General features: G+C 66.6%; 17 protein-coding genes and 1 pseudogene. 4 read left to right on the top strand and 14 right to left on the bottom strand.

Annotation, left to right across the window (positions count from 1 at the left end; all coding sequences use genetic code 11):
* The first annotated feature begins 7 nt into the window (after positions 1 to 7).
* Together B7G53_RS16775 and B7G53_RS16780 are read left to right on the top strand one after the other, a co-directional pair.
* Positions 8 to 820, top strand: a complete 813-nt coding sequence (locus tag B7G53_RS16775; protein WP_096669763.1) for a lysophospholipid acyltransferase family protein — start codon at positions 8 to 10, stop codon at positions 818 to 820.
* Positions 821 to 859: 39 nt separating this feature from the next.
* Complete coding sequence (locus B7G53_RS16780; protein WP_096669765.1) at positions 860 to 1,633, top strand: glycosyltransferase family 2 protein; 774 nt, start codon at positions 860 to 862, stop codon at positions 1,631 to 1,633.
* Positions 1,634 to 1,717: 84 nt separating this feature from the next.
* Here the strand turns inward: B7G53_RS16780 and B7G53_RS16785 are convergent, their stop codons facing one another.
* The 14 genes and pseudogenes from B7G53_RS16785 to B7G53_RS16855 all read right to left on the bottom strand — a co-directional run bounded on the left by B7G53_RS16785 (position 1,718) and on the right by B7G53_RS16855 (position 15,364).
* The gene (locus B7G53_RS16785; RefSeq protein ID WP_096669767.1) at positions 1,718 to 2,476 is read right to left on the bottom strand and encodes a class I SAM-dependent methyltransferase; all 759 of its coding nucleotides are present in this window, start codon (positions 2,474 to 2,476) and stop codon (positions 1,718 to 1,720) included.
* A gap of 222 nt (positions 2,477 to 2,698) precedes the next feature.
* The gene (fabG, locus tag B7G53_RS16790) at positions 2,699 to 3,430 is read right to left on the bottom strand and encodes a 3-oxoacyl-ACP reductase FabG (RefSeq protein ID WP_096669769.1); all 732 of its coding nucleotides are present in this window, start codon (positions 3,428 to 3,430) and stop codon (positions 2,699 to 2,701) included.
* Positions 3,427 to 3,957 carry a 3-hydroxylacyl-ACP dehydratase gene (locus B7G53_RS16795; RefSeq protein ID WP_096669771.1) on the bottom strand — a complete coding sequence of 177 codons (531 nt, stop codon included), beginning with the start codon at positions 3,955 to 3,957 and terminating at the stop codon, positions 3,427 to 3,429. The genes fabG and B7G53_RS16795 overlap by 4 nt, the downstream gene beginning before the upstream one ends.
* On the bottom strand, positions 3,951 to 4,781 hold the full coding sequence (locus tag B7G53_RS16800; protein ID WP_096669773.1) for a beta-ketoacyl synthase chain length factor: 831 nt from the start codon (positions 4,779 to 4,781) through the stop codon (positions 3,951 to 3,953). Before B7G53_RS16800 ends, B7G53_RS16795 begins: the two co-directional genes overlap by 7 nt.
* Before the next feature lie 7 nt (positions 4,782 to 4,788).
* Positions 4,789 to 5,991, bottom strand: coding sequence for a beta-ketoacyl-[acyl-carrier-protein] synthase family protein (locus B7G53_RS16805; protein WP_096669775.1), 1,203 nt, complete (start codon positions 5,989 to 5,991; stop codon positions 4,789 to 4,791).
* Positions 5,992 to 6,064: 73 nt separating this feature from the next.
* Entirely contained in the window at positions 6,065 to 6,766 is a 702-nt protein-coding gene (locus B7G53_RS16810; protein ID WP_096669777.1) for a phosphatase PAP2 family protein, read from the bottom strand.
* Positions 6,763 to 7,575 (bottom strand): polysaccharide deacetylase family protein, encoded by an 813-nt coding sequence (locus B7G53_RS16815; RefSeq protein ID WP_303621659.1) that lies wholly within the window; start codon positions 7,573 to 7,575, stop codon positions 6,763 to 6,765. Before B7G53_RS16815 ends, B7G53_RS16810 begins: the two co-directional genes overlap by 4 nt.
* Entirely contained in the window at positions 7,559 to 9,913 is a 2,355-nt protein-coding gene (locus tag B7G53_RS16820) for an MMPL family transporter (RefSeq protein WP_096669781.1), read from the bottom strand. The genes B7G53_RS16815 and B7G53_RS16820 overlap by 17 nt, the downstream gene beginning before the upstream one ends.
* Entirely contained in the window at positions 9,910 to 10,524 is a 615-nt protein-coding gene (locus B7G53_RS16825) for a LolA-related protein (protein ID WP_176491387.1), read from the bottom strand. Before B7G53_RS16825 ends, B7G53_RS16820 begins: the two co-directional genes overlap by 4 nt.
* Positions 10,521 to 11,498: an LpxL/LpxP family acyltransferase gene (locus tag B7G53_RS16830; protein WP_096669783.1), complete on the bottom strand. Its 978-nt coding sequence runs from the start codon at positions 11,496 to 11,498 to the stop codon at positions 10,521 to 10,523. Before B7G53_RS16830 ends, B7G53_RS16825 begins: the two co-directional genes overlap by 4 nt.
* Positions 11,495 to 13,190, bottom strand: a pseudogene (locus B7G53_RS16840) (AMP-binding protein). The gene B7G53_RS16830 and the pseudogene B7G53_RS16840 overlap by 4 nt, the downstream one beginning before the upstream one ends.
* 48 nt (positions 13,191 to 13,238) lie before the next feature.
* Positions 13,239 to 13,898, bottom strand: coding sequence for a hypothetical protein (locus B7G53_RS16845; protein WP_141396366.1), 660 nt, complete (start codon positions 13,896 to 13,898; stop codon positions 13,239 to 13,241).
* Between the two features lie 8 nt (positions 13,899 to 13,906).
* Positions 13,907 to 14,221, bottom strand: a complete 315-nt coding sequence (locus B7G53_RS16850; protein ID WP_441338991.1) for a phosphopantetheine-binding protein — start codon at positions 14,219 to 14,221, stop codon at positions 13,907 to 13,909.
* A 183-nt stretch (positions 14,222 to 14,404) separates the two neighbouring features.
* A complete protein-coding gene (locus B7G53_RS16855) occupies positions 14,405 to 15,364 on the bottom strand; it encodes an inositol monophosphatase family protein (RefSeq protein WP_096669793.1) in 960 nt (319 codons plus the stop codon).
* A gap of 100 nt (positions 15,365 to 15,464) precedes the next feature.
* On the opposite strand from B7G53_RS16855, the gene B7G53_RS16860 reads away from it, so the two are divergent.
* Both B7G53_RS16860 and cysE read left to right on the top strand, forming a co-directional pair.
* Positions 15,465 to 16,298 (top strand): RNA methyltransferase, encoded by an 834-nt coding sequence (locus B7G53_RS16860; protein WP_096669795.1) that lies wholly within the window; start codon positions 15,465 to 15,467, stop codon positions 16,296 to 16,298.
* A gap of 9 nt (positions 16,299 to 16,307) precedes the next feature.
* Positions 16,308 to 17,084, top strand: coding sequence for a serine O-acetyltransferase (gene cysE / locus B7G53_RS16865; RefSeq protein ID WP_096669797.1), 777 nt, complete (start codon positions 16,308 to 16,310; stop codon positions 17,082 to 17,084).
* Positions 17,085 to 17,355: the final 271 nt, after the last annotated feature.

Consider the following 17,355-nt stretch of genomic DNA (forward strand, 5'->3'; position numbering starts at 1 on the left):
GGATGCCATGAAACACGAGTCCAATGCCCTCATGACCAAGCCGCTGGCGCTGCCGTCGCTCCGCCGTGTCCTGCATGAAACCATCAGGTTGCACCTGGGTTACCTGGCGCTGGGCCTGCTCAGCCTGGGTGTCACCTTGCTGGCCTTTCCGATGCGCGCACTGCTGCCGCGTGTGATCAGCAAACGGCTGGGACGCAAGCTGGTGACCGCTGTAACGCGGCACTACCTGCGTTTTCTGGTGCTGATCGGGGCCTGCCGCTTCGACCTGTCGGAACTGGACGCGTTGCGGGATGAGCCACCCATGGTCATCGCGCCCAACCACCCGTCGCTGCTCGATGCGCTGATGATTCTGTCGCGCCTTCCCGGCACGGGCTGCATCATGAAGGCCGAACTCGTCAACAGCGTTTTTTATGGGGCGGGTGCGCGGCTGGCCGGCTACATCCGCAACACGCCGCTGCGCACCATGGTGCAGCTGGCGGTGGACGATCTGCACCAGGGCAGCCATCTGCTGCTGTTTCCCGAAGGCACACGCACCACGCGCTTTCCCGTGGGCCCCCTGCAGGGCACGACCGGGCTGATCGCCAAAAGTGCGGGTGTGCCGGTGCAGACGGTGTTTATTGAAACCAGTTCCGGTTTTCTGGGCAAAGGCTGGCCCTTGCTGCGAGCCCCTAAAATGCCCATCACTTACCGGGTCCGTCTCGGCAAGCGTTTTGATCCGCCGCAGCACACGGCGCGTTTCGTCAGTGAGCTCGAACAGTATTTCCAGACCGAGCTGGCGCACGCGCAGTTGCCCGGCTTTCCCGTTTCTCCGCCGGCCTGACCATCGTGGCCTGGCGCCCCTTGTCCAGGTTTTCACACGATGACTGTTTCTGCTCCCGGTGCGTCCCGCACCCATCTGGTCCTGATACCGAGCTACAACCCCGGCCCCAAGGTCTATGAAACCGTGCGCGCGGCGCGCGCCCACTGGACGCCGGTCTGGGTCGTGGTGGACGGCAGCACCGACGACAGCGCCGCCGGCCTGCAGGCCATGGCGGCGCAGGATGAGGGCTTGCGCGTGGTCGTGCTGCCGCACAACGTGGGCAAGGGCGCGGCGGTGCTGCACGGGCTGGACCTGGCGGCGGCCCAGGGTTTCACCCACGTGCTGACCATGGATTCCGACGGCCAGCACCCGGCCCACCTGATTCCGAAATTCATGGCCGCGTCAAGCGCGCAGCCCGAGGTCATGGTGCTGGGCATGCCGGTGTTTGCCGCCGACGCGCCGCGCCTGCGTGTCAACGGCCGCAAGGTTTCCAATGGCTGGGCCAACCTGGAAACGCTGTGGGCCGGCATCGGTGATTCGCTGTTCGGTTTTCGCGTCTACCCGATCGCACCGCTGCGGCGCGTCATGCACGGCCAGCGCTGGATGCGGCGTTTCGACTTCGACCCGGAGGCGGTGGTGCGCATGTGCTGGCTGGGCGTCAAGCCCGTCAACCTGCCGGCCAGCGTCAAATACTTCCGACCCGACGAAGGCGGCGTCTCGCATTTCAACTACCTGCGCGACAACCTGCTGCTGAGCTGGATGCACTCACGCCTGTTCCTGGGTTTTCTGCTGCGGCTGCCCGTATTGCTGGCGCGGCGCTGGTCCCGCTCTTGAGTGGCGGGGCTCATGGCGCCCGCTTTTCTGCGCCGCCATGGCGCAAAAGACACGGTTTCAGGTTCCAGATAGCGGGCAACAACACTAGGGTTTGATCGCCTGGTACTCGGAAAACACGCCAACTTCCACGTGTTGCTTGACCTGCACCAGCCCGGCGGCGCTCAGTGTGGCCATGACTTGTTCCGGCGGGACACAGGCTTCGATGCTGTCCCAGTAGTAGCGCCAGATGGTGGCGGTCTCTTTTTGCCGGGAAACAAACCGTGTCAGCAGCGGTATCACGCTCCGCATGTAGGTTTTCAGGACCCACTGTCCCAGACCGCTTTTTGCCTGGGTGATTTCGAGGATACACAGGCGGCCGCCGGGTTTCAACACCCGTTGAAATTCTGCAAACGCCACCCCCAGATCGCTGATGTGGCGAAGGGCGTAACCCATGCTCAGGAAATCAAAGTGGTTGTCGGGGAAAGGCAATGACTCGGCCCGGCCCTCCATCAGCACCATGGTCTTGGGCAGCTTGCTGGCCGCCAGCATGCCGGGGCTTGGATCAATCCCGGTGACCAAGGCCGGGTCGCCGGCAAGAAGACAGGCCTGGGCCGCAACCAGGCCGGTTCCCACGCCCACATCCAGTACCCGCATGCCCGTTTTCAGGCCGCCGCGAATGAGGGCCTGACGCCGATAACGCGAACCGGTACCCCAGGCCAGCATGGCCTCGATACGGTCGTAGTCGGCGGCGGTGTTGTCAAAAATCCGGCGTAAATAGGCTTGCCTGTCCTGCTCGGTCTGGTAGTAGTCGGTGAGCGGGCCATGCGGTGCATGCGCCGCGGGAACGGGTTCGGAAGTCTTCATGGGGTATTCGCCTTTCGAGCTGGAAAGTCAGTTGGACGCGCCGCGTGAGTCATGGGTGTGTGCTGGCAAGGCACAAGGAGGAGCAGGCGGATGCCTGCGGGAAGGGGCGTTTCTGTCAGCGGACTCGTGCGCTCACCCTGAGGGCGATGGCCTTTGGCGCTGCATCAGCCAGCTTCATGCCCTTTGCCTCGCGCGTCAATCGGACAAGAGCCGGTTTTGGGGTCAGATCATGCCGCCATTGATGGAAATGACCTGGCCGCTGATGTAGGCCGCACGTTCGGAGGCCAGAAAACCGACGAGGTCGGCGACTTCCTCGGCCTTGCCCGCGCGTTTCATCGGCACCATGCGGTCGATGACGTCCTTGCTGAAGGCGCCCTGGGTCATGGCGGTGTCGATGATGCCGGGGGCCACGGCATTGACGGTGATGCCGCGGCTCGCCACTTCCAGCGCCAGCGACTTGGTGGCCGCGTGCAGGGCGCCCTTGGCGGCCGAGTAGTTGACCTGCCCGCGGTTGCCGGCCACGGCCGCGACCGAGGTGATGGTGATGATGCGGCCCCAGCGGGTCCGGATCATGGGCATGGTCAGCGGCTGGGTGACATGGAAAAACCCATTGAGCGAGACATCCAGCACGCGCTGCCACTGGGCCAGCTGCATGCCGGGAAACACCGCATCGTCATGGATGCCGGCGTTGTTGACCAGCACCTGGATCGGGCCGTCCTCGAGCAGGGCTTGCAGGGCCTGGCCGGTGGCTGCGGCGTCGGTCACATCGAAAGCCACGGCCTGGGCTTGGCCGCCCTGGGCCACGATGTCGGCGGCGACGGCCTGCGCCGTGGCCAGGTGGCTGTTGGCGTGAACGATGACGGCAAAGCCGTCGGCCGCCAGGCGCCGGCTGATGGCCGAGCCCAGCCCGCCGCTGCCGCCGGTGACCAGTGCGCGTTTGAGGGGTGGGGTCATGAGGGACTCGCTGCCGCTGCGGGCGGTGGGGTGGAGGGAGGCAGCGCCAGCGCCGATGCGTCGAGCACCACCACGGCGCGGCCGCTGAGCAGGGGTTGGTCGCCGGCCTGCACGGCAAAGCTGTACAGCACGGTGTTGTCGTCGCCGGTCAGCCTGTCGGCGCGGATGGTCAGGTCGTCCGCGACCGTGTCCAGCCGGTCGACGAACAGCGTGACGCTGCGCATGCTGGCCAGGTAGCCGGCGCGCGGCGGTGTGGTGGCGGCGTTCGCGCCGGCCAGGGCCTCGGCCACCAGTGTGCCGTGCACGGCCATGGCCTGCGCGGCGTATTCCACGCCGCAGGCGGCACCGAGCCGGCCGTGGGCCCGCAGCGGATGGTCGGGCGCGTGGTGGCTGCTGGCCTGGCAGAGGATGTGCTGGGTGTCCCAGGCGATGACGCTGTCCAGCAGGCACATGGTGCCCTGGTGGGGAATGCGGCGCGCGATGTCTTCATGCTGCAGGGTGGCCGGAAGATGCGCGGCGCTCAGCATGGTCCCACCTGCACCGCCAGCTGCAGACCATCGAGGTAGTCGATCACGACGCTGCCGGCGTCCTGCGTGGCCACACTGCGCAGCAGCGGCAGGCTGCGTGCCGCGGGAATGCTGGCGCGCAGCTGCTCCAGCGCGCTGTCGGTCATGGCGGTTGCGCTGGTGCCTGTGAGGCAGGTGGCCGGTGCCAGGGTCCACTTGGCCAGGCTGCGTTCGCTGCGTTGCGGGGCCAGCACCAGGGCCACGCCGAAGGAGTCCGGCAGGGGCCGCACACTGTGCAGCGGTTCGGGGTAGTCGGTGTCGTAGGCGACCAGCAGGACGGCCGTCTGATCGACCACCGCCTGCGCCATCGCTTCGAGCAGGCCGGCCGCAAAGCTGCCATCGTAGGCGCACAGCACGGAGGACGTCGCCATGGAGCCGCTGGAGATGCTCCAGTAGCCGGAAGAGGCGTTGTGCACCGAGTTGTGAAAACGCGTGGGCGAGATCAGCCTGTCGCCCGATGCCAGCGCGCTGCAGATTTCATGGCAATTGATGGCGTCGCCGCTCGATGATGAAAACACCGAGGGCAGCCCGGCGGCGGACAGGCCCGAGGCCGTCACGGCTTCCTGGCCGACGGCCAGCGAGACCTTGACGACGGCGCCCGCGCGGCGGCGTTCGGCCGGGGGCAGGGCCATGGGCAGCGGCAGCACGCAGCGCGCCGACGCGTAGGGCGCAGTGCCGGCCAGCTGTTCGCGGCCGGGCGCCCAGCCCGACAGGCCCGGGCCCAGCAGGCCGATGCCTTCGACATAAACCGTGAGGGACGGTGCAGCGGATGCGGGATGTGTCATCGTCGTCTTACCCGGCACGGCCAAAAATCAGGCTGCAGTTGGTGCCGCCGAAACCGAAGGAGTTGCTCAACACGCGTCGGACGGCCTGCTCGCGGTTGTGCAGCAGGTAGTTCAGGGGCAGGGCCGGGTCCAGCTGCTGGGTGTTCAGGCCGGCCGGCAACAGGCCGTGCTGCAGGGCCAGCGCGCAGATCACCGCCTCCAGCCCGCCCGCCGCACCGAGGGTGTGGCCGGTGGCGCCCTTGGTGGAGCTGCAGGGCGTGGCCGATCCGAACAGGGCCGCCACGGCCCGGGTTTCGGCCGCGTCGTTGCTCGGCGTGGCCGTGCCATGCAGGTTGATGTAGTCGATCTCGGCTGCGTCCAGCCCGGCCGTGGCCAGCGCCTCCTGCATGGCCATGCGCGCGCCCAGGCCCTCGGGGTGGGGCGAGGACATGTGGTGGGCATCGCTGGACTCGCCGATGCCCAGCAGCAGCACCGCATCGTCGTTCAATGGCTCCAGCGGGTCCGGCACCGGCTCGAGCAGCGCAAACGCCGCCGCTTCACCGATGGAAATGCCGTCGCGTTCGACATCGAACGGCCGGCAGGCCTGGGTGGAAATCAGGCCCAGGGAATTGAAGCCATACAGCGTCGTCAGGCACAGGGAATCGACACCGCCGACCACCGCGGCGTCGATCAGGCCGGCTGCCATCATGCGGTGTGCCGAAGCAAACACCTTGGCGCTGGACGAACACGCCGACGAAACCACCACCGCTGGACCGGCCAGGGCCAGGACCTGGCGCGTGAAGTCGGCCACGGAAAACGTGTTGTGCGTGGTCCGGTAGGAAAAATCGGGCGGGAAGGCGCCGGTGGCTGGATCGAGCCGGCGGTAGGCCAGCTCGGTCTGCAAAATGGCCGAGGTGCTGGTGCCGATGAAGACGCCGATGCGATGCGCGCCGTATTTTTGGCTGGCGGCCGCGACGGCTTCCGCAAAACCGTCCTGCATCAGGCCCAGCAGTGCGAGGCGGTTGTTGCGGCTGTCAAACGCTGCCAGTGCTGCGGGAAGCGCCACGGCGTCCACCGCCGCCACCTCACCGACAAAGGTGGGCAGGTCGACCGTGTCAAACGCGCAGGGCGCGAGGCCGCCGCGCTGGCCGCGCAGGGCGTTGAGGGTTTGCTGGAGGCCGCGACCGATGCTGCTGGTCGCGGTGAAATGGGAGAGCCAGAGCGGGTTCAGAAGAAAACTAGCCGATCTAAAAGTGAAGTCATGTTAGCAAATTCCGCCGGAAAAACTGCGATCCAGGAGACGGTCAGACAGCGACGTAGGGACAATGGTGGTTGGCCCGGGTACGCACCACGTGGCGCAGCGACAACCAGGCCGCGAAGGTCCCCAACAAGAGCCCTGCCCACATGTCCACGGCCACATGCTGGCGTGTGGCCACCGTGGAGTAAACAATGCCGAGGCACCACAGGGCATTGGTCAGGCATGCCCACGGCGGCGCGCCAAAACGGCGCAGCAGGTGATGCAGCCAGAAGCCCGAAAAAACGGCGGTGGCGACATGCAGGGACGGACAGGCGTTGCCCGCGGCATCCATGTTCTTGAGGAAGTCCACGCCCGGGTAGAGGGCCCAGTCGATGTCGGCGGCGGGGACCATCGTGGGCCAGAAATAGAAAATGGCCAGCCCGGTCAGGCAGGTGCCGGCCATGGCCAGCCCATAGATGTGGAGTTCGCGCCGGCTCGCCAGAAACGCTGGCGGCAGCGACACATACACCCACAGCGACACATACAGCGACAGGGCCATGGGCTCAAAGCCGATCAGCCGGTCCAGCCATATGACCGGCATCACGGTGACAGGGTAGGCGGGGTTGTTGAGCACATAGAAATAGGCGGCAAAAAACACGGCAATAAAAGCCGGAATGCCTATGCTTTTGAGGACCAGATCGCGGGGCACAAGCTGCGCGGCCTGGCGGTACCAGGGCAGGGCTGGCGGGCGAACCAGGGCGGTGCTCATGCCAGGGCCTCGGCCAGGGTCACCGGCTTGAGGCGGGCCGCCGCAGCGCAGGCCAGCACGGCGGGCAGGACCTCGAGAATCACCGGGCTGCCGCCTGGCGTGCGGGCGGCGTTGCCGTCATGCAGCAGCACGATGGCGCCGGCCTTCAGGCCATGCCGCAACTTGAGGGTGACCCGCTCCGCATCGCCAACCCGGGTGTCGAAACCGCGTACCGACCAGCTGGCCAGCTGCAGACCGATCCGGGCGAGCACGGGCTCGAGAAAGGGATTGCGCAGGCCGGCCGGCGCGCGGAAAAAGAGCGGACGCCGGCCGGTGATCGCGGCCAGGGTGTCCTGCGCAGCCTGCAGCTCCCGCGCCATGCCGCGCGGGCCCATGACGGAAAAGTTGTGGCGATGGTGCTGGCTGTGGTTCTCCACCGCGTGGCCGCGGCGAACGATTTCCCGGCACAGCTCGGGGTAACGTGCGGCCTTTTCACCAATGCAGAAAAACGTGGCCCGGACGGCGTAGCGGTCCAGCAGGTCCAGCACCTGCGGCGTGACCTGCGGGTCAGGCCCGTCGTCGATGGTCAGGGCAATTTCGTTTCGGGCGGTCGCGGCCGCGGGCAGCCGCGACCAGTTCGGACCCAGCCAGTGGCTGCGCGGCCACAGGCCGACGCCGGCCAGCAGCGCGTGGTTGGCAACGACGACGGCCAATGCCCAGGGCCATAGCCCGGGCACCGCAACGGCCGTGACCAGCGCCAGCCCGTGCAGCGCCAGGGAGGCGCGTACCAGCGGGGTGGCGTGCCAGCGCGGCTCAGGCTTGGGGCTCACGGGGCTGCCTCGCAAAAATCGCTGCGTACACCAAAGCCAGGATGACACCGGGTGCCACCGTGGCGCCCATGGCCTGCAGGATGGAGATCTTGGAAAACGCCAGCAGGCCAAAACCCGCGACGGTGGTGAGGTTGGCCAGCGCCATCGAGGCCAGGGTGCGGTGCGAGATGGGGGTCAGTGGTTCGGGACGGTCAAAAAACAGGGCGTAGTTCGAGCCCACCGCCACCACCAGCAGCAGCCCCACCAGGTGCAGGATGATCAGCGGCTGGCCGGCCAGGGCCAGCCCCGCCGTGACCGTGACGACCGAGGCGGCCAGGGGCGCGATGACGCGCAGGACGCGCGTGGGTGAGCGGAACACCACCAGCAGCAGCACGACGATGGAGAGCAGCCCGCCCAGCGACAGCAGCGTGGCTTCGCGCAGGTAGCCGGAATACAGGCGGTCGGATTCGGTTTTCATGTCCACCAACAGCACATCCGGCGAGTTGCTGCCCAGGGCTGCCCGGATGCGGTCAGCCTGGATGCCTGCGCCTTGCGGTGCCCGAAGCGGCAGCAGCGCGGTCCAGCCGCCGTGCGAGGGCTGGAGCAGCAGTGCATCGACCGCCATGGCCAGGGAGGTCTGTTCGAGGTCGGCCGCCTGCAGCAGGGGCCGGCTGCGGCTGGCTTCCACATCGGCCAGAAAGGGCGCGAACACCTGGGCGCGCACCGGCAGGCCCTGGACGGCCTGGGCCAGGCGCGGCTGCAAGACCTCGGCCGACGGCAGGCTGGCCTGGCGCGCACGCTGCGTTGCCATGCTGGGAAGGTAGCGGCTGGGGCTTTCAAACCCGGCGAGTTCGCCCTGGTCCACCTGCGTCTGCAGCAGCGCGGACACCCGCTCGGCGGACACCAGCACCGCTTCCCGGCTGCTGCCGGAGATCACCACGACGTAACGCACATCGGGGGCGCCCATGTCGGCGCGCAGGCTTTCGTCGAGCGCGATGTCGGCCTGCGACACCGGGCTCAGCGAGGAAATTTTTTCGTTGAGCAGCGTGTCCCGATGGGTGGCGAGGACGGCGCAGGCGGCCAGCAGCAGCACGACCGCCGGCCAGCGCAGTGCTGCGGCGCGCCGCGTCAGCCGGCTGAGCACGCGGCCGATCGCCGAGACGTCGTGGATGCGGAACTGCGCCGGCAGCAAATGCGGCAGGACAAACCGCGTCATGACCGCGGCGGCCACCAGTCCGGCAATCGCATACAGGCCGAGCTGTGCCAGGCCCGGAAAGCCCGACAGCAGCAGCGAGGCAAAGCCGAAGATCGAGGTCAGCACGCCCAGCCGGATCGTCGGCCAGAAACGCTTGACCCAGCTCTCCTGTCCGGCGTCCGCCTGTTCGGATTGCACAAACAGGTAGATGGAATAGTCCACCGCCTCGCCGATCAGCGCGGTGCCGAAGCCCAGCGTGATGCCGTGTACGGCGCCAAAGCCCAGGCTGACGGCGGCCACGCCTGCCAGCACGCCGCTGATGACGGGCAGGAAACCCAGCGCCAGCGCAGTCACCGAGCGGTACACCAGCAGCAGCAGCGTGGCAATGATCACCACGCTGATCAGCGAGAGGCGGCTGACCTGGCTCTGGATGGCCTCGCGCGAGGTCACCGAGAAGACGCCGGGGCCGGTCATCACCAGCTTCGCAGCGGGGCTGTCCCGGCGGGCCGTGTCGAAGGCCTGGCGGATGGCGGCCATGGCGCTTTGCTGGGCATCGGTGTCGGACCCGGCGGCGCGCGTCTGCATCAGCATCAGGGCGCGGGCCCCGTCGCGCGACGCCCAGGCGCCGTCGATCAGGCGCGGCTGCGTGCCGCTGTCGAGCTGCCCGAGCAGTTGCACCATTTCACCGGTCGGGTCGCGCGGCAGCAGGGACTTGACCATCAGCCCGGCCGGCGAGGCCAGCAGGTCGATGCTTTCGGCCAGGGCCGCGTGCAGGCCGTCGACGCTGAAGCGTTCAGGGGTGACGAGCGGGCTGAGCAGGTAGCGGTTGTTGAACAGGTAAGTGCGGTCGCGTTCCTTGTTGACCGGTTCGCCGTTGTTGACGGCGACAAAGGCCGGGTTGGCGCGCAGGCTGCGGGCGACCTCTTTGGACAGGCGGGCGCGGGCCGGCCCGTCTTCGCCCTCGATGCCGACCAGGATCAGGCGCGAGGCCAGGCCGTCCTTGAGCTGGTCCATCAGGAGCTGCTGTTCGGTTGTCGGATTCCGCGGCAGAAAGGCCGACAGGTCCGTGGTGATCTGGGTACGGCTGATGATGGCGCCGCAGGCCAGCAAAAAAGCCAGCCACAGCCAGACCGGCAGGAACTGGCGACGGAACAACCGGCTCATTTCGCGGCCAGCTTGTCGATCACCATGACCGAGCGGTCCTTGTCGGTCTGCTCGATTTCAATGGTCCGGACTTCGGCGTGGCTGCCGCCTATGCGGACGCGCTGCACCACTTCCAGCATTTTTGTTTCGATGGGGCGCAGGGTCAGCGTCCAGCGCTCCTCGGAACCTTCGAGGTCGAGGTTGTAGACGCGCCGCAGCGCGACCATGTCGCCCGCCAGCGTGCCGCGTATGCTTTCGGTGAAGGCCACCAGTTCCGGGTAGTCCTGCAGGCGCAGCACCATGCGGCGCTTGCCGCGTTCGACGGTGAGGCTGCCGCCCTCAATCAACAGCGACTCCGGCCTGGGCTTGAGCGTGCGTTTTTCCAGCCGATCGGGCGCGGTGTAAAGCAGTTCGCCGGACGACTCTACGGGGGCCTCGAGCAGGGCGATGTATTTCTTTTCGACAAAACTGGCGCGGCCCGATTTGTTTTTCGCCAGGCCCTGCATCAGCTGGGTGACATCCCAGGCGGCGAAGGCGGGGCTGAGGCTGAGGGCCAGCAGCAGGCCGGCGCCGGCCAGCCAGGCTGTCCGTGACGGGGTGGTCAGGCGAGGTGCATCAGTCTTGGGGCTCATGGGGTCGGACCGGGTTGGGGCGCAGGTGCCGGTTTGCCGGCCTGCCAGAAATTGAAAAAATTGAACCAGTTGTAGGGCGCCGCGCGGCAATGCTGCTCCAGCAATTCGGCGTAACGCACCATCGCTGCCTGCACCGCCGCTTCGCGCCCGCCGGCAGGGATGGTGGAAAAATCGGCCAGTGTTTCAAAATGGATATCGTAGCGATTGCCGCCGCCATACAGGCCGACCATGAACAGCACCGGACGCCGCAGGATGGCCGCCATGCGAAACGGGCCCACGGGAATCTCGGCCGGCGCGCCGAGAAAAGGCACGGACTGCGTGGTGTCCCGGTTCAGGCAGCGGTCGGCCAGCATGCCGACCACGCTGCCGGCCTCGATCAGTTCGTGGACGCGCAGCATCGAATCCGCATGACCCAGCGCCACGATGTCCTGCTGCGCCGCCGGGTTGATGGCGCTCAGGGCGGCATTGATCTTGCGCGCGTTTTCCTCGTACATCACCATGGCCACGCGCAGGCCCGGTTGGCGCCGGCCGATCGCGCGCAGCACCTCGAAGCTGCCCACATGTGCGCCCATCAGGAACACGCCTTTGCGGTCCGCCGTGAGTTCGTTCACCAGGTGTTCCTGGTGGATGCGGATGTCGAAAAGGCCGAAGCGATCGTTGATCAGGTAGACCCGGTCGTGGATCACCGAGGCGAAGCTGAAGAAATGCCGGAACACATGGCGCCAGGCGACCCGCGCTCCCGCCGGCAGCGCCAGCGCGCGGTGCAGGTAGTTGCGCGATGCGCGGCGCGCGGCCGCGTTGGCCACCAGAAAGTAGGCGGCAATGCCGTACAGCACGAAGCGGCCCGCACTGCGGCCCAGGCGCAGCGAAATCCAGGTCATCACGCGCAGCATCAGCATGTTGCTGCGCTCCGGGCGGTCGCGCCAGGCGGCCTGGCGACCCGCGCCGGACGAACCGGTCGGCGCCTGGCTCATGGGACACTTTCGAAGGCAAAGCTGCCGGTGGCCACCTGTCGGCCGCCGGCGGAGATGTCAAAACGCGTCTGCCCTGCGGGGGTGGGCAGGCAGGAGATCGTCAGCGTCTCGCCGGGCAGCACCGGGCTGAGGAATTTGGCCGAGCTGATCTGGCAGCGCAGTGCGTGGCCCTGGCCGTTCCCCGCGCGCATGCGCACCTGCGTGGCGGCGTGCAGGGCGGCATCGAGCAGCAGCACGCCCGGCACCATGGGTTTGCCCGGGAAGTGCCCGGCAAAAGCGGGATGACCGGCAGCAAAACAGACCGTTGTGGCTTCAGTCTGCACGGGGCGGGCTTTCTTGTGCGGCGGGGCTCTGGTGGAGGCGCGCCAGCGCTTCGAGGACATCACGCGGCAGCTTGCCGGTGGCGTTGCGCGGCAGGGCGTCGAGCAGGACCAGCGGCCGCGGCAGGAAGATGGTGTCTATCCGTTCCTTCAGCGCGGCCTGCACGACGGCGGCCGTCATGCCCGGGGCCACGACAAACGCCATCAGCCGCACCACGGCCTCGTGGCCGCTGTCGTCGGGCATGAAAAACGCGCCGTCGAGCACGCCAGGAATGCTGTTGAGGTGATGGTTCAGGTAGGCCAGCGAGTTGCGCTTGCCGGCGATATTGACCAGGTCCTCGAGGCGACCGTGCAGCAGGAAATGGCGGTTGTCGATGGCCTGCAGCACATCGTTGAGCGGCACCACCTGTTCGACGTGGCCGCCGCAGGCCCACATGCGCTCATCGTGCGGTGTCAGGGTCACCAGCGGAAACAGCTCCCACTGGGCGGTTTTCGCGGTGCGCCGCGATGCGATCTGGCCGGTTTCGGTGGAGCCGTAAATCTCGAACAACGGGGCCTCAAAACGGGCTTCGCAGCTTTGCGCAAGCTGGGGGGCCATGGGCGCCGTGGCCGACACCACGAGGTCCAGCGCGGGTAGCTCTATGTTGGAGGCCAGCAGCACGCGCAGATGCACGGGGGTGCTGACCAGCACGCGCGGGCGCGGCACGGCCTTGACAGCGCTGACGATGTCGGCCGGGTAAAACGGCTGGCCGGCATGCAAGGCACCGCCGCTTTGCATGGGCAGCAGGACCGTCGATTCAAAGCCGAACATGTGTTGTGGCGGCACCGTGCCAACGATGGTGCAGGGCGGTGCATCGTCCAGGCCCAGCCGCAGCGCCTCGCCGCGGGCGCTGCGCACCAGCGAGCCCCAGGTCTTGCGGTGTGGCAGCGGCCGGCCGGTCGAACCCGAGGTGAACACATCGGCGACGGCCTGGTCGCCGGGGAGAAAGGGGATGTCGCAGGGGGCGCCGGGGTCGATGTGCGGCAGTCCGCTGGCAAATGCATCCTGGTAGACGAAGCTGGGCAGCTCGATCGCATGTGGGGCGTCTGACAGGCAAAACGAATCAGGCGCCAGGGTGCGCAACTGGCGCATCATTTCCGGCGTGTGGGTGGGTGGCAGCAGGCTGATCTTTTGCGTCAGCAAGGCGGCGCCCAGACCGACCGCGAAATGGTAGCGGTCGCTGCAGGCATTGAGCATGTGTTTGCCGGGCGGCAGCGCTGCGGCCAGGTGTTTCACATCGCCCAAGTACTGGCGGACCGTGACGATTTCCCCATAGCGCCAGGCCAGGATGTCGTCACCATGGTCATGGCTGAGGAGCGCGTAGGTGGTCATGGGATGGGCAAGGCTGGCAAAAATGTTGCAGGGGGCGCGGCGGGCAGTTCAGGACGAAGGCGGCAGCCCGCCCGCACTGGCCTGGCGGTAGGCGCGTATCGCTTCCAGCGGACCGGCCCGGTCGGATGGCGCCAGCAGCAACAGGCGCGCCGCGTATTCGGCAGAAAACATCACGACCAGCAGCGGCAGGTTCAGCAGATTGGCAAAAGCCGACCAGACGTTGACCGGCGCCAGCCAGAACAGCAGCAGCGACAGCGCGGTCATGACGGCGAAATACAGGGCCCAGGCCCAAGTGACCTGCCGGGTGTAGCGGGCCAGGGCGGGTGACAGGCTGCCGTGGATGATGGCGGCAAACCGCGAAACCATGGGTTGCTGCCCGGCGCGCAGGGTACGCGCAAAGGCCAGGCCCAGCAGCGCCTGCATGCCGGCATGCTGCAGCAGAAACACCCAGTTGTAGTGCTGCACCAGCCAGCCGCTGACGCCATAAAGCAGGGCGCAGCCGGCCAGGCACAGCAGCAGCAGCCAGGGCCGCTGCGGCGAGCGCCAAGCCAGCACGAGGGCCAGCGCGATCAGCGGCGCGATGGCCACGGCGGCGTCCAGCAGGTCGGGGTGGGGGTCGGCTGATGCCAGGTGCGCCAGGACCGGGTAGGCAGCGCAGACGGCGGCAATGGCTGCCCAGCGGACGCCGCGCAGCACTTTTGCCGTCAAGCCAGGTTTCACTTCGTTCTTTGCAGCGCGATGTGGTCGCTCAGGCTGCGCAGCGACTGGAAGATGGCGGTGTTGTCCTCATGGTCGGCGCGCAGCTGCAGGCCATAACGCTTGGACAGGACCAGCGCGATTTCCAGGATGTCGATGGAGTCGAGCCCGAGGCCTTCGCCATACAGCGGCTCATCGGGCAGGATGTCCGCGGCAGCGGTTTCCAGGTTCAGGGAAGTGACCACCAGTTCGGCTACTTCACGCATCAGTGCAGCATCGGCTGCAGGCACGGCAGAGGTTTGGAGGGAGGATTCGGGCATCGTGGTAGTAGACATGGATTTTCAGGGTGTCGGGGCGCTGCGCCGTTGCTGCCAACCCCTGCGTTTCAGTGATGTTTTGATGGTAACTGACATTGTTTTTCACCCGTGCCGCCGCTGTAGGCGGCCGCCCCTTGAGTGTGTCAGACCGTAACGAAAAAAAACGTCAAAAATACCCCAACAAGCGGTAGCTGTCCCGGCTCAGCTGGTTTCGCTGTCGCCGGCTTCGCTTGCGGCGGCTTTGACGGCCCGCGGCGCACGCGGCACGGACAGGGTCTGGCTGGGCGCGGCGGCCTCGTCAGGCAGGGCGGCATCGAGCACGGCCTGGCGCACGCTGGCCTTGTCGCCGGCGCCCGCAAATTTGCTGTACTTGCCAAGCGTGGTCACCAACTGGCCGTAAATGCGCGGATTGCCGGCCACACATTCGCCGTGGTCCATGAAGTCGGATTCACCGGTGAAGTTGCCGATCAGGCCACCGGCTTCGGTGACCAGCAGCGAGCCGGCCGCCACGTCCCAGGGCTGCAGGCCGCTTTCAAAAAAGCCGTCGCTGAAACCGGCGGCCACATAGGCCAGGTCGAGGGCGGCTGCGCCCGGGCGGCGCACGCCGGCGCACTGGCTCATGACTTCACCGAGCATGTGGAGGTAGGGCTTGAGCTTGTCGCCGGGGCGGTAGGGAAAACCGGTGGAAATCAGGCATTCCTGCAGGCGCGTGCGTTTGGCCACCCGGATGCGGCGGTCGTTGACGTAGGCGCCGCGGCCCTTGCTGGCGCTGTAAATGTCGTTGCGGTTGGGGTCATACACCACCGCCTGCTCGACCTTGCCGCGCACAGTCAGGGCAATGCTCACGCAGTAAAACGGGAAGCCGTGGATGAAGTTGGTGGTGCCGTCCAGCGGGTCGATAACCCACACGAATTCGGAATCCTTGGCGCCGTGTTCGCTGCCCGACTCTTCGGCCAGGATGCCGTGGCCCGGGTAGGCGGTCAGCAGCGTCTCGATGATGATTGCTTCGGCCGCATGGTCGACTTCGGTGACGAAATCGTTGGTCTGCTTGGCCGAGACACGGACCGCTTCCACATCAAGCGCAGCACGGTTGATGATGGCGCCGGCGGCGCGTGCAGCCTTGACGGCCACATTGAGCATGGGGTGGAGATTGCTGGACATATAGGGCTAAGAAAGAGCGGAAGGGCTGCGGCCCGGTAACCGGGGCAGGCGACAATAACGCCATTTTACCGGCTCGGGCCGGTTACCCGGCTTTTTATCCATGAAAACGCGCTTTATCCTGATCAACACCAGCCACGCCGGCAACGTGGGCGCCGCCGCGCGTGCCATGAAAGTCATGGGCTTCGGCGACCTGGTGCTGGTGGCGCCGCGCTGGGACAATGTGCTCAGGCGCGAGGAAACCATCCAGCGTTCCAGCGGGGCGCTGGACGTGCTGAAAAACGCCCGCATTGTCGCCACGCTGGACGAGGCGCTGGACGGCATGACGCATTTGTGCGCCACGGCCATGACGCCGCGCGACTTCGGCCCGCCCACGCGGTCGCCGCGCGAGCACTTTGCGGCCCTGCTGGGTGGCCCCAAAATGCTATCTAATCAGGAGCTGTCTGCGCCCGTCAATGCTGGGCTGGTGGCCGATTTCGCTTCAAAACTGGAGGGTGTGGCCTTTTTGTTCGGTTCCGAGCGTTTTGGCATGCAAAACGAAGACGTTTACCGCTGCCACGTGGCGCTCAGCATTCCGACCGATCCGAAGTTCGGCTCCCTGAACCTGGCCGCCGCCGTGCAGCTGATTGCCTATGACTGGCGCGAGGCGCTGGGCGGCTTTGGCGTGCAGGCGGCCACACCCGAACCCCGGCTGGCCGATGCCGCCGCTGTGGCCGGCATGCTCGGGCACTGGGAGCAGGCGCTTGCCGACATCGGTTTCCTGGACCCGGCCTCACCCAAAAAACTGATGCCGCGGCTGAACCAGCTGTTCAACCGCGCGCAGCTGAGTCCCGAGGAGATCCACATCCTGCGCGGCGTGGCCAAGGCCATGAGCCAGAAAGCCCACGAAGCTGGCGCCAGCCTGGGTGCGCCAGCAGAGTCAGCCGCCAAGCCATAAACTCACAGCATGTTCTCCAGACTCCGCTCCGACATCCAGTGCATTCTTGAGCGCGACCCGGCCGCGCGCAGCGGCTGGGAAGTGCTGACCTGTTACCCCGGCCTGCACGCGATCATTTTTCACCGGGGGGCGCACTGGTGCTGGACCCACGAGCTCAAATGGCTGGGGCGCTTCATCTCGCAGATCGCGCGCTGGCTGACCGGCATTGAAATCCACCCCGGCGCCATCATCGGCGAGCGCGTGTTTTTCGACCATGCCATGGGTGTGGTGGTCGGCGAAACCGCCGAAATCGGCGACGGCTGCACGATTTACCAGGGCGTGACCCTGGGCGGCACCTCGCTCTACAAGGGCGAAAAGCGCCACCCGACCCTCGGCAAAAACGTGGTGGTGAGCGCCGGCGCCAAGGTGCTGGGCGGTTTTCTGGTCGGCGACGGCGCCAAGATCGGCAGCAACGCGGTGGTGATCAAGCCGGTGCCGGCCGGCGCGACGGCGGTCGGCATCCCGGCGCGCATCATCCCCTCCAAAACTGGCGAGAGTGCGGATGTGACGACGGCGCAGAACAAGTTCTCGGCTTACGGCATCACGCTGGAAGACGATCCGGTGTCCCAGGCCATGAAGGGCCTGATCGACAACGCTTCCTCGCAGGAGCACCAGATTGCGCTGCTTTGGCAGGCGATCGAGAAGCTGTCTGAAAGCGGCAAGACGCACCGGGACTGCGTGCCGGACGATGCGGCGCTGCAGGAGACCTTTGAGGCTGAGAAGTTGAATCAGTTGATGGGGAAGTAAGGGGCTGGCCTTTGCAAGCCTGCGCCTTTCGGGTGCATCGGACAAACCGGGTCTCGCCCCGGCGGGCGAGGCACTTTGTCTTTGCTTCGCTGTATAGACCGGACACATGGTGGACAGGTGTGCGGGGACATGGTTGACGGTTTGAATTAATCCACAGCCGGCTGTCTCAAGTCAATTTCCAGGCAATGGTGGTGTGCGAAATAGACATCAAACACGCCGTCCTGGCCATCCCGCGCACGCACTGCGACGGCCTGCCCGTGTAACGCGCTGG

It is taken from the genome of Polaromonas sp. AET17H-212 (genome assembly GCF_002379085.1).
In the GTDB taxonomy this organism is placed as follows: Bacteria; Pseudomonadota; Gammaproteobacteria; order Burkholderiales; family Burkholderiaceae_C; genus Polaromonas.

Coding starts and splice junctions, on each gene's coding strand:
- B7G53_RS16860 (WP_096669795.1), top strand. CDS start 15,465: ATGAAAACGCGCTTTATCCTGATCAACACCAGCCACGCCGGCAACGTG.
- cysE (WP_096669797.1), top strand. CDS start 16,308: ATGTTCTCCAGACTCCGCTCCGACATCCAGTGCATTCTTGAGCGCGAC.
- B7G53_RS16785 (WP_096669767.1), bottom strand. CDS start 2,476: ATGAAGACTTCCGAACCCGTTCCCGCGGCGCATGCACCGCATGGCCCG.
- B7G53_RS16850 (WP_441338991.1), bottom strand. CDS start 14,221: ATGTCTACTACCACGATGCCCGAATCCTCCCTCCAAACCTCTGCCGTG.
- B7G53_RS16795 (WP_096669771.1), bottom strand. CDS start 3,957: ATGCTGAGCGCCGCGCATCTTCCGGCCACCCTGCAGCATGAAGACATC.
- B7G53_RS16855 (WP_096669793.1), bottom strand. CDS start 15,364: ATGTCCAGCAATCTCCACCCCATGCTCAATGTGGCCGTCAAGGCTGCA.
- fabG (WP_096669769.1), bottom strand. CDS start 3,430: ATGACCCCACCCCTCAAACGCGCACTGGTCACCGGCGGCAGCGGCGGG.
- B7G53_RS16800 (WP_096669773.1), bottom strand. CDS start 4,781: ATGACACATCCCGCATCCGCTGCACCGTCCCTCACGGTTTATGTCGAA.
- B7G53_RS16825 (WP_176491387.1), bottom strand. CDS start 10,524: ATGAGCCCCAAGACTGATGCACCTCGCCTGACCACCCCGTCACGGACA.
- B7G53_RS16810 (WP_096669777.1), bottom strand. CDS start 6,766: ATGAGCACCGCCCTGGTTCGCCCGCCAGCCCTGCCCTGGTACCGCCAG.
- B7G53_RS16830 (WP_096669783.1), bottom strand. CDS start 11,498: ATGAGCCAGGCGCCGACCGGTTCGTCCGGCGCGGGTCGCCAGGCCGCC.
- B7G53_RS16780 (WP_096669765.1), top strand. CDS start 860: ATGACTGTTTCTGCTCCCGGTGCGTCCCGCACCCATCTGGTCCTGATA.
- B7G53_RS16820 (WP_096669781.1), bottom strand. CDS start 9,913: ATGAGCCGGTTGTTCCGTCGCCAGTTCCTGCCGGTCTGGCTGTGGCTG.
- B7G53_RS16775 (WP_096669763.1), top strand. CDS start 8: ATGAAACACGAGTCCAATGCCCTCATGACCAAGCCGCTGGCGCTGCCG.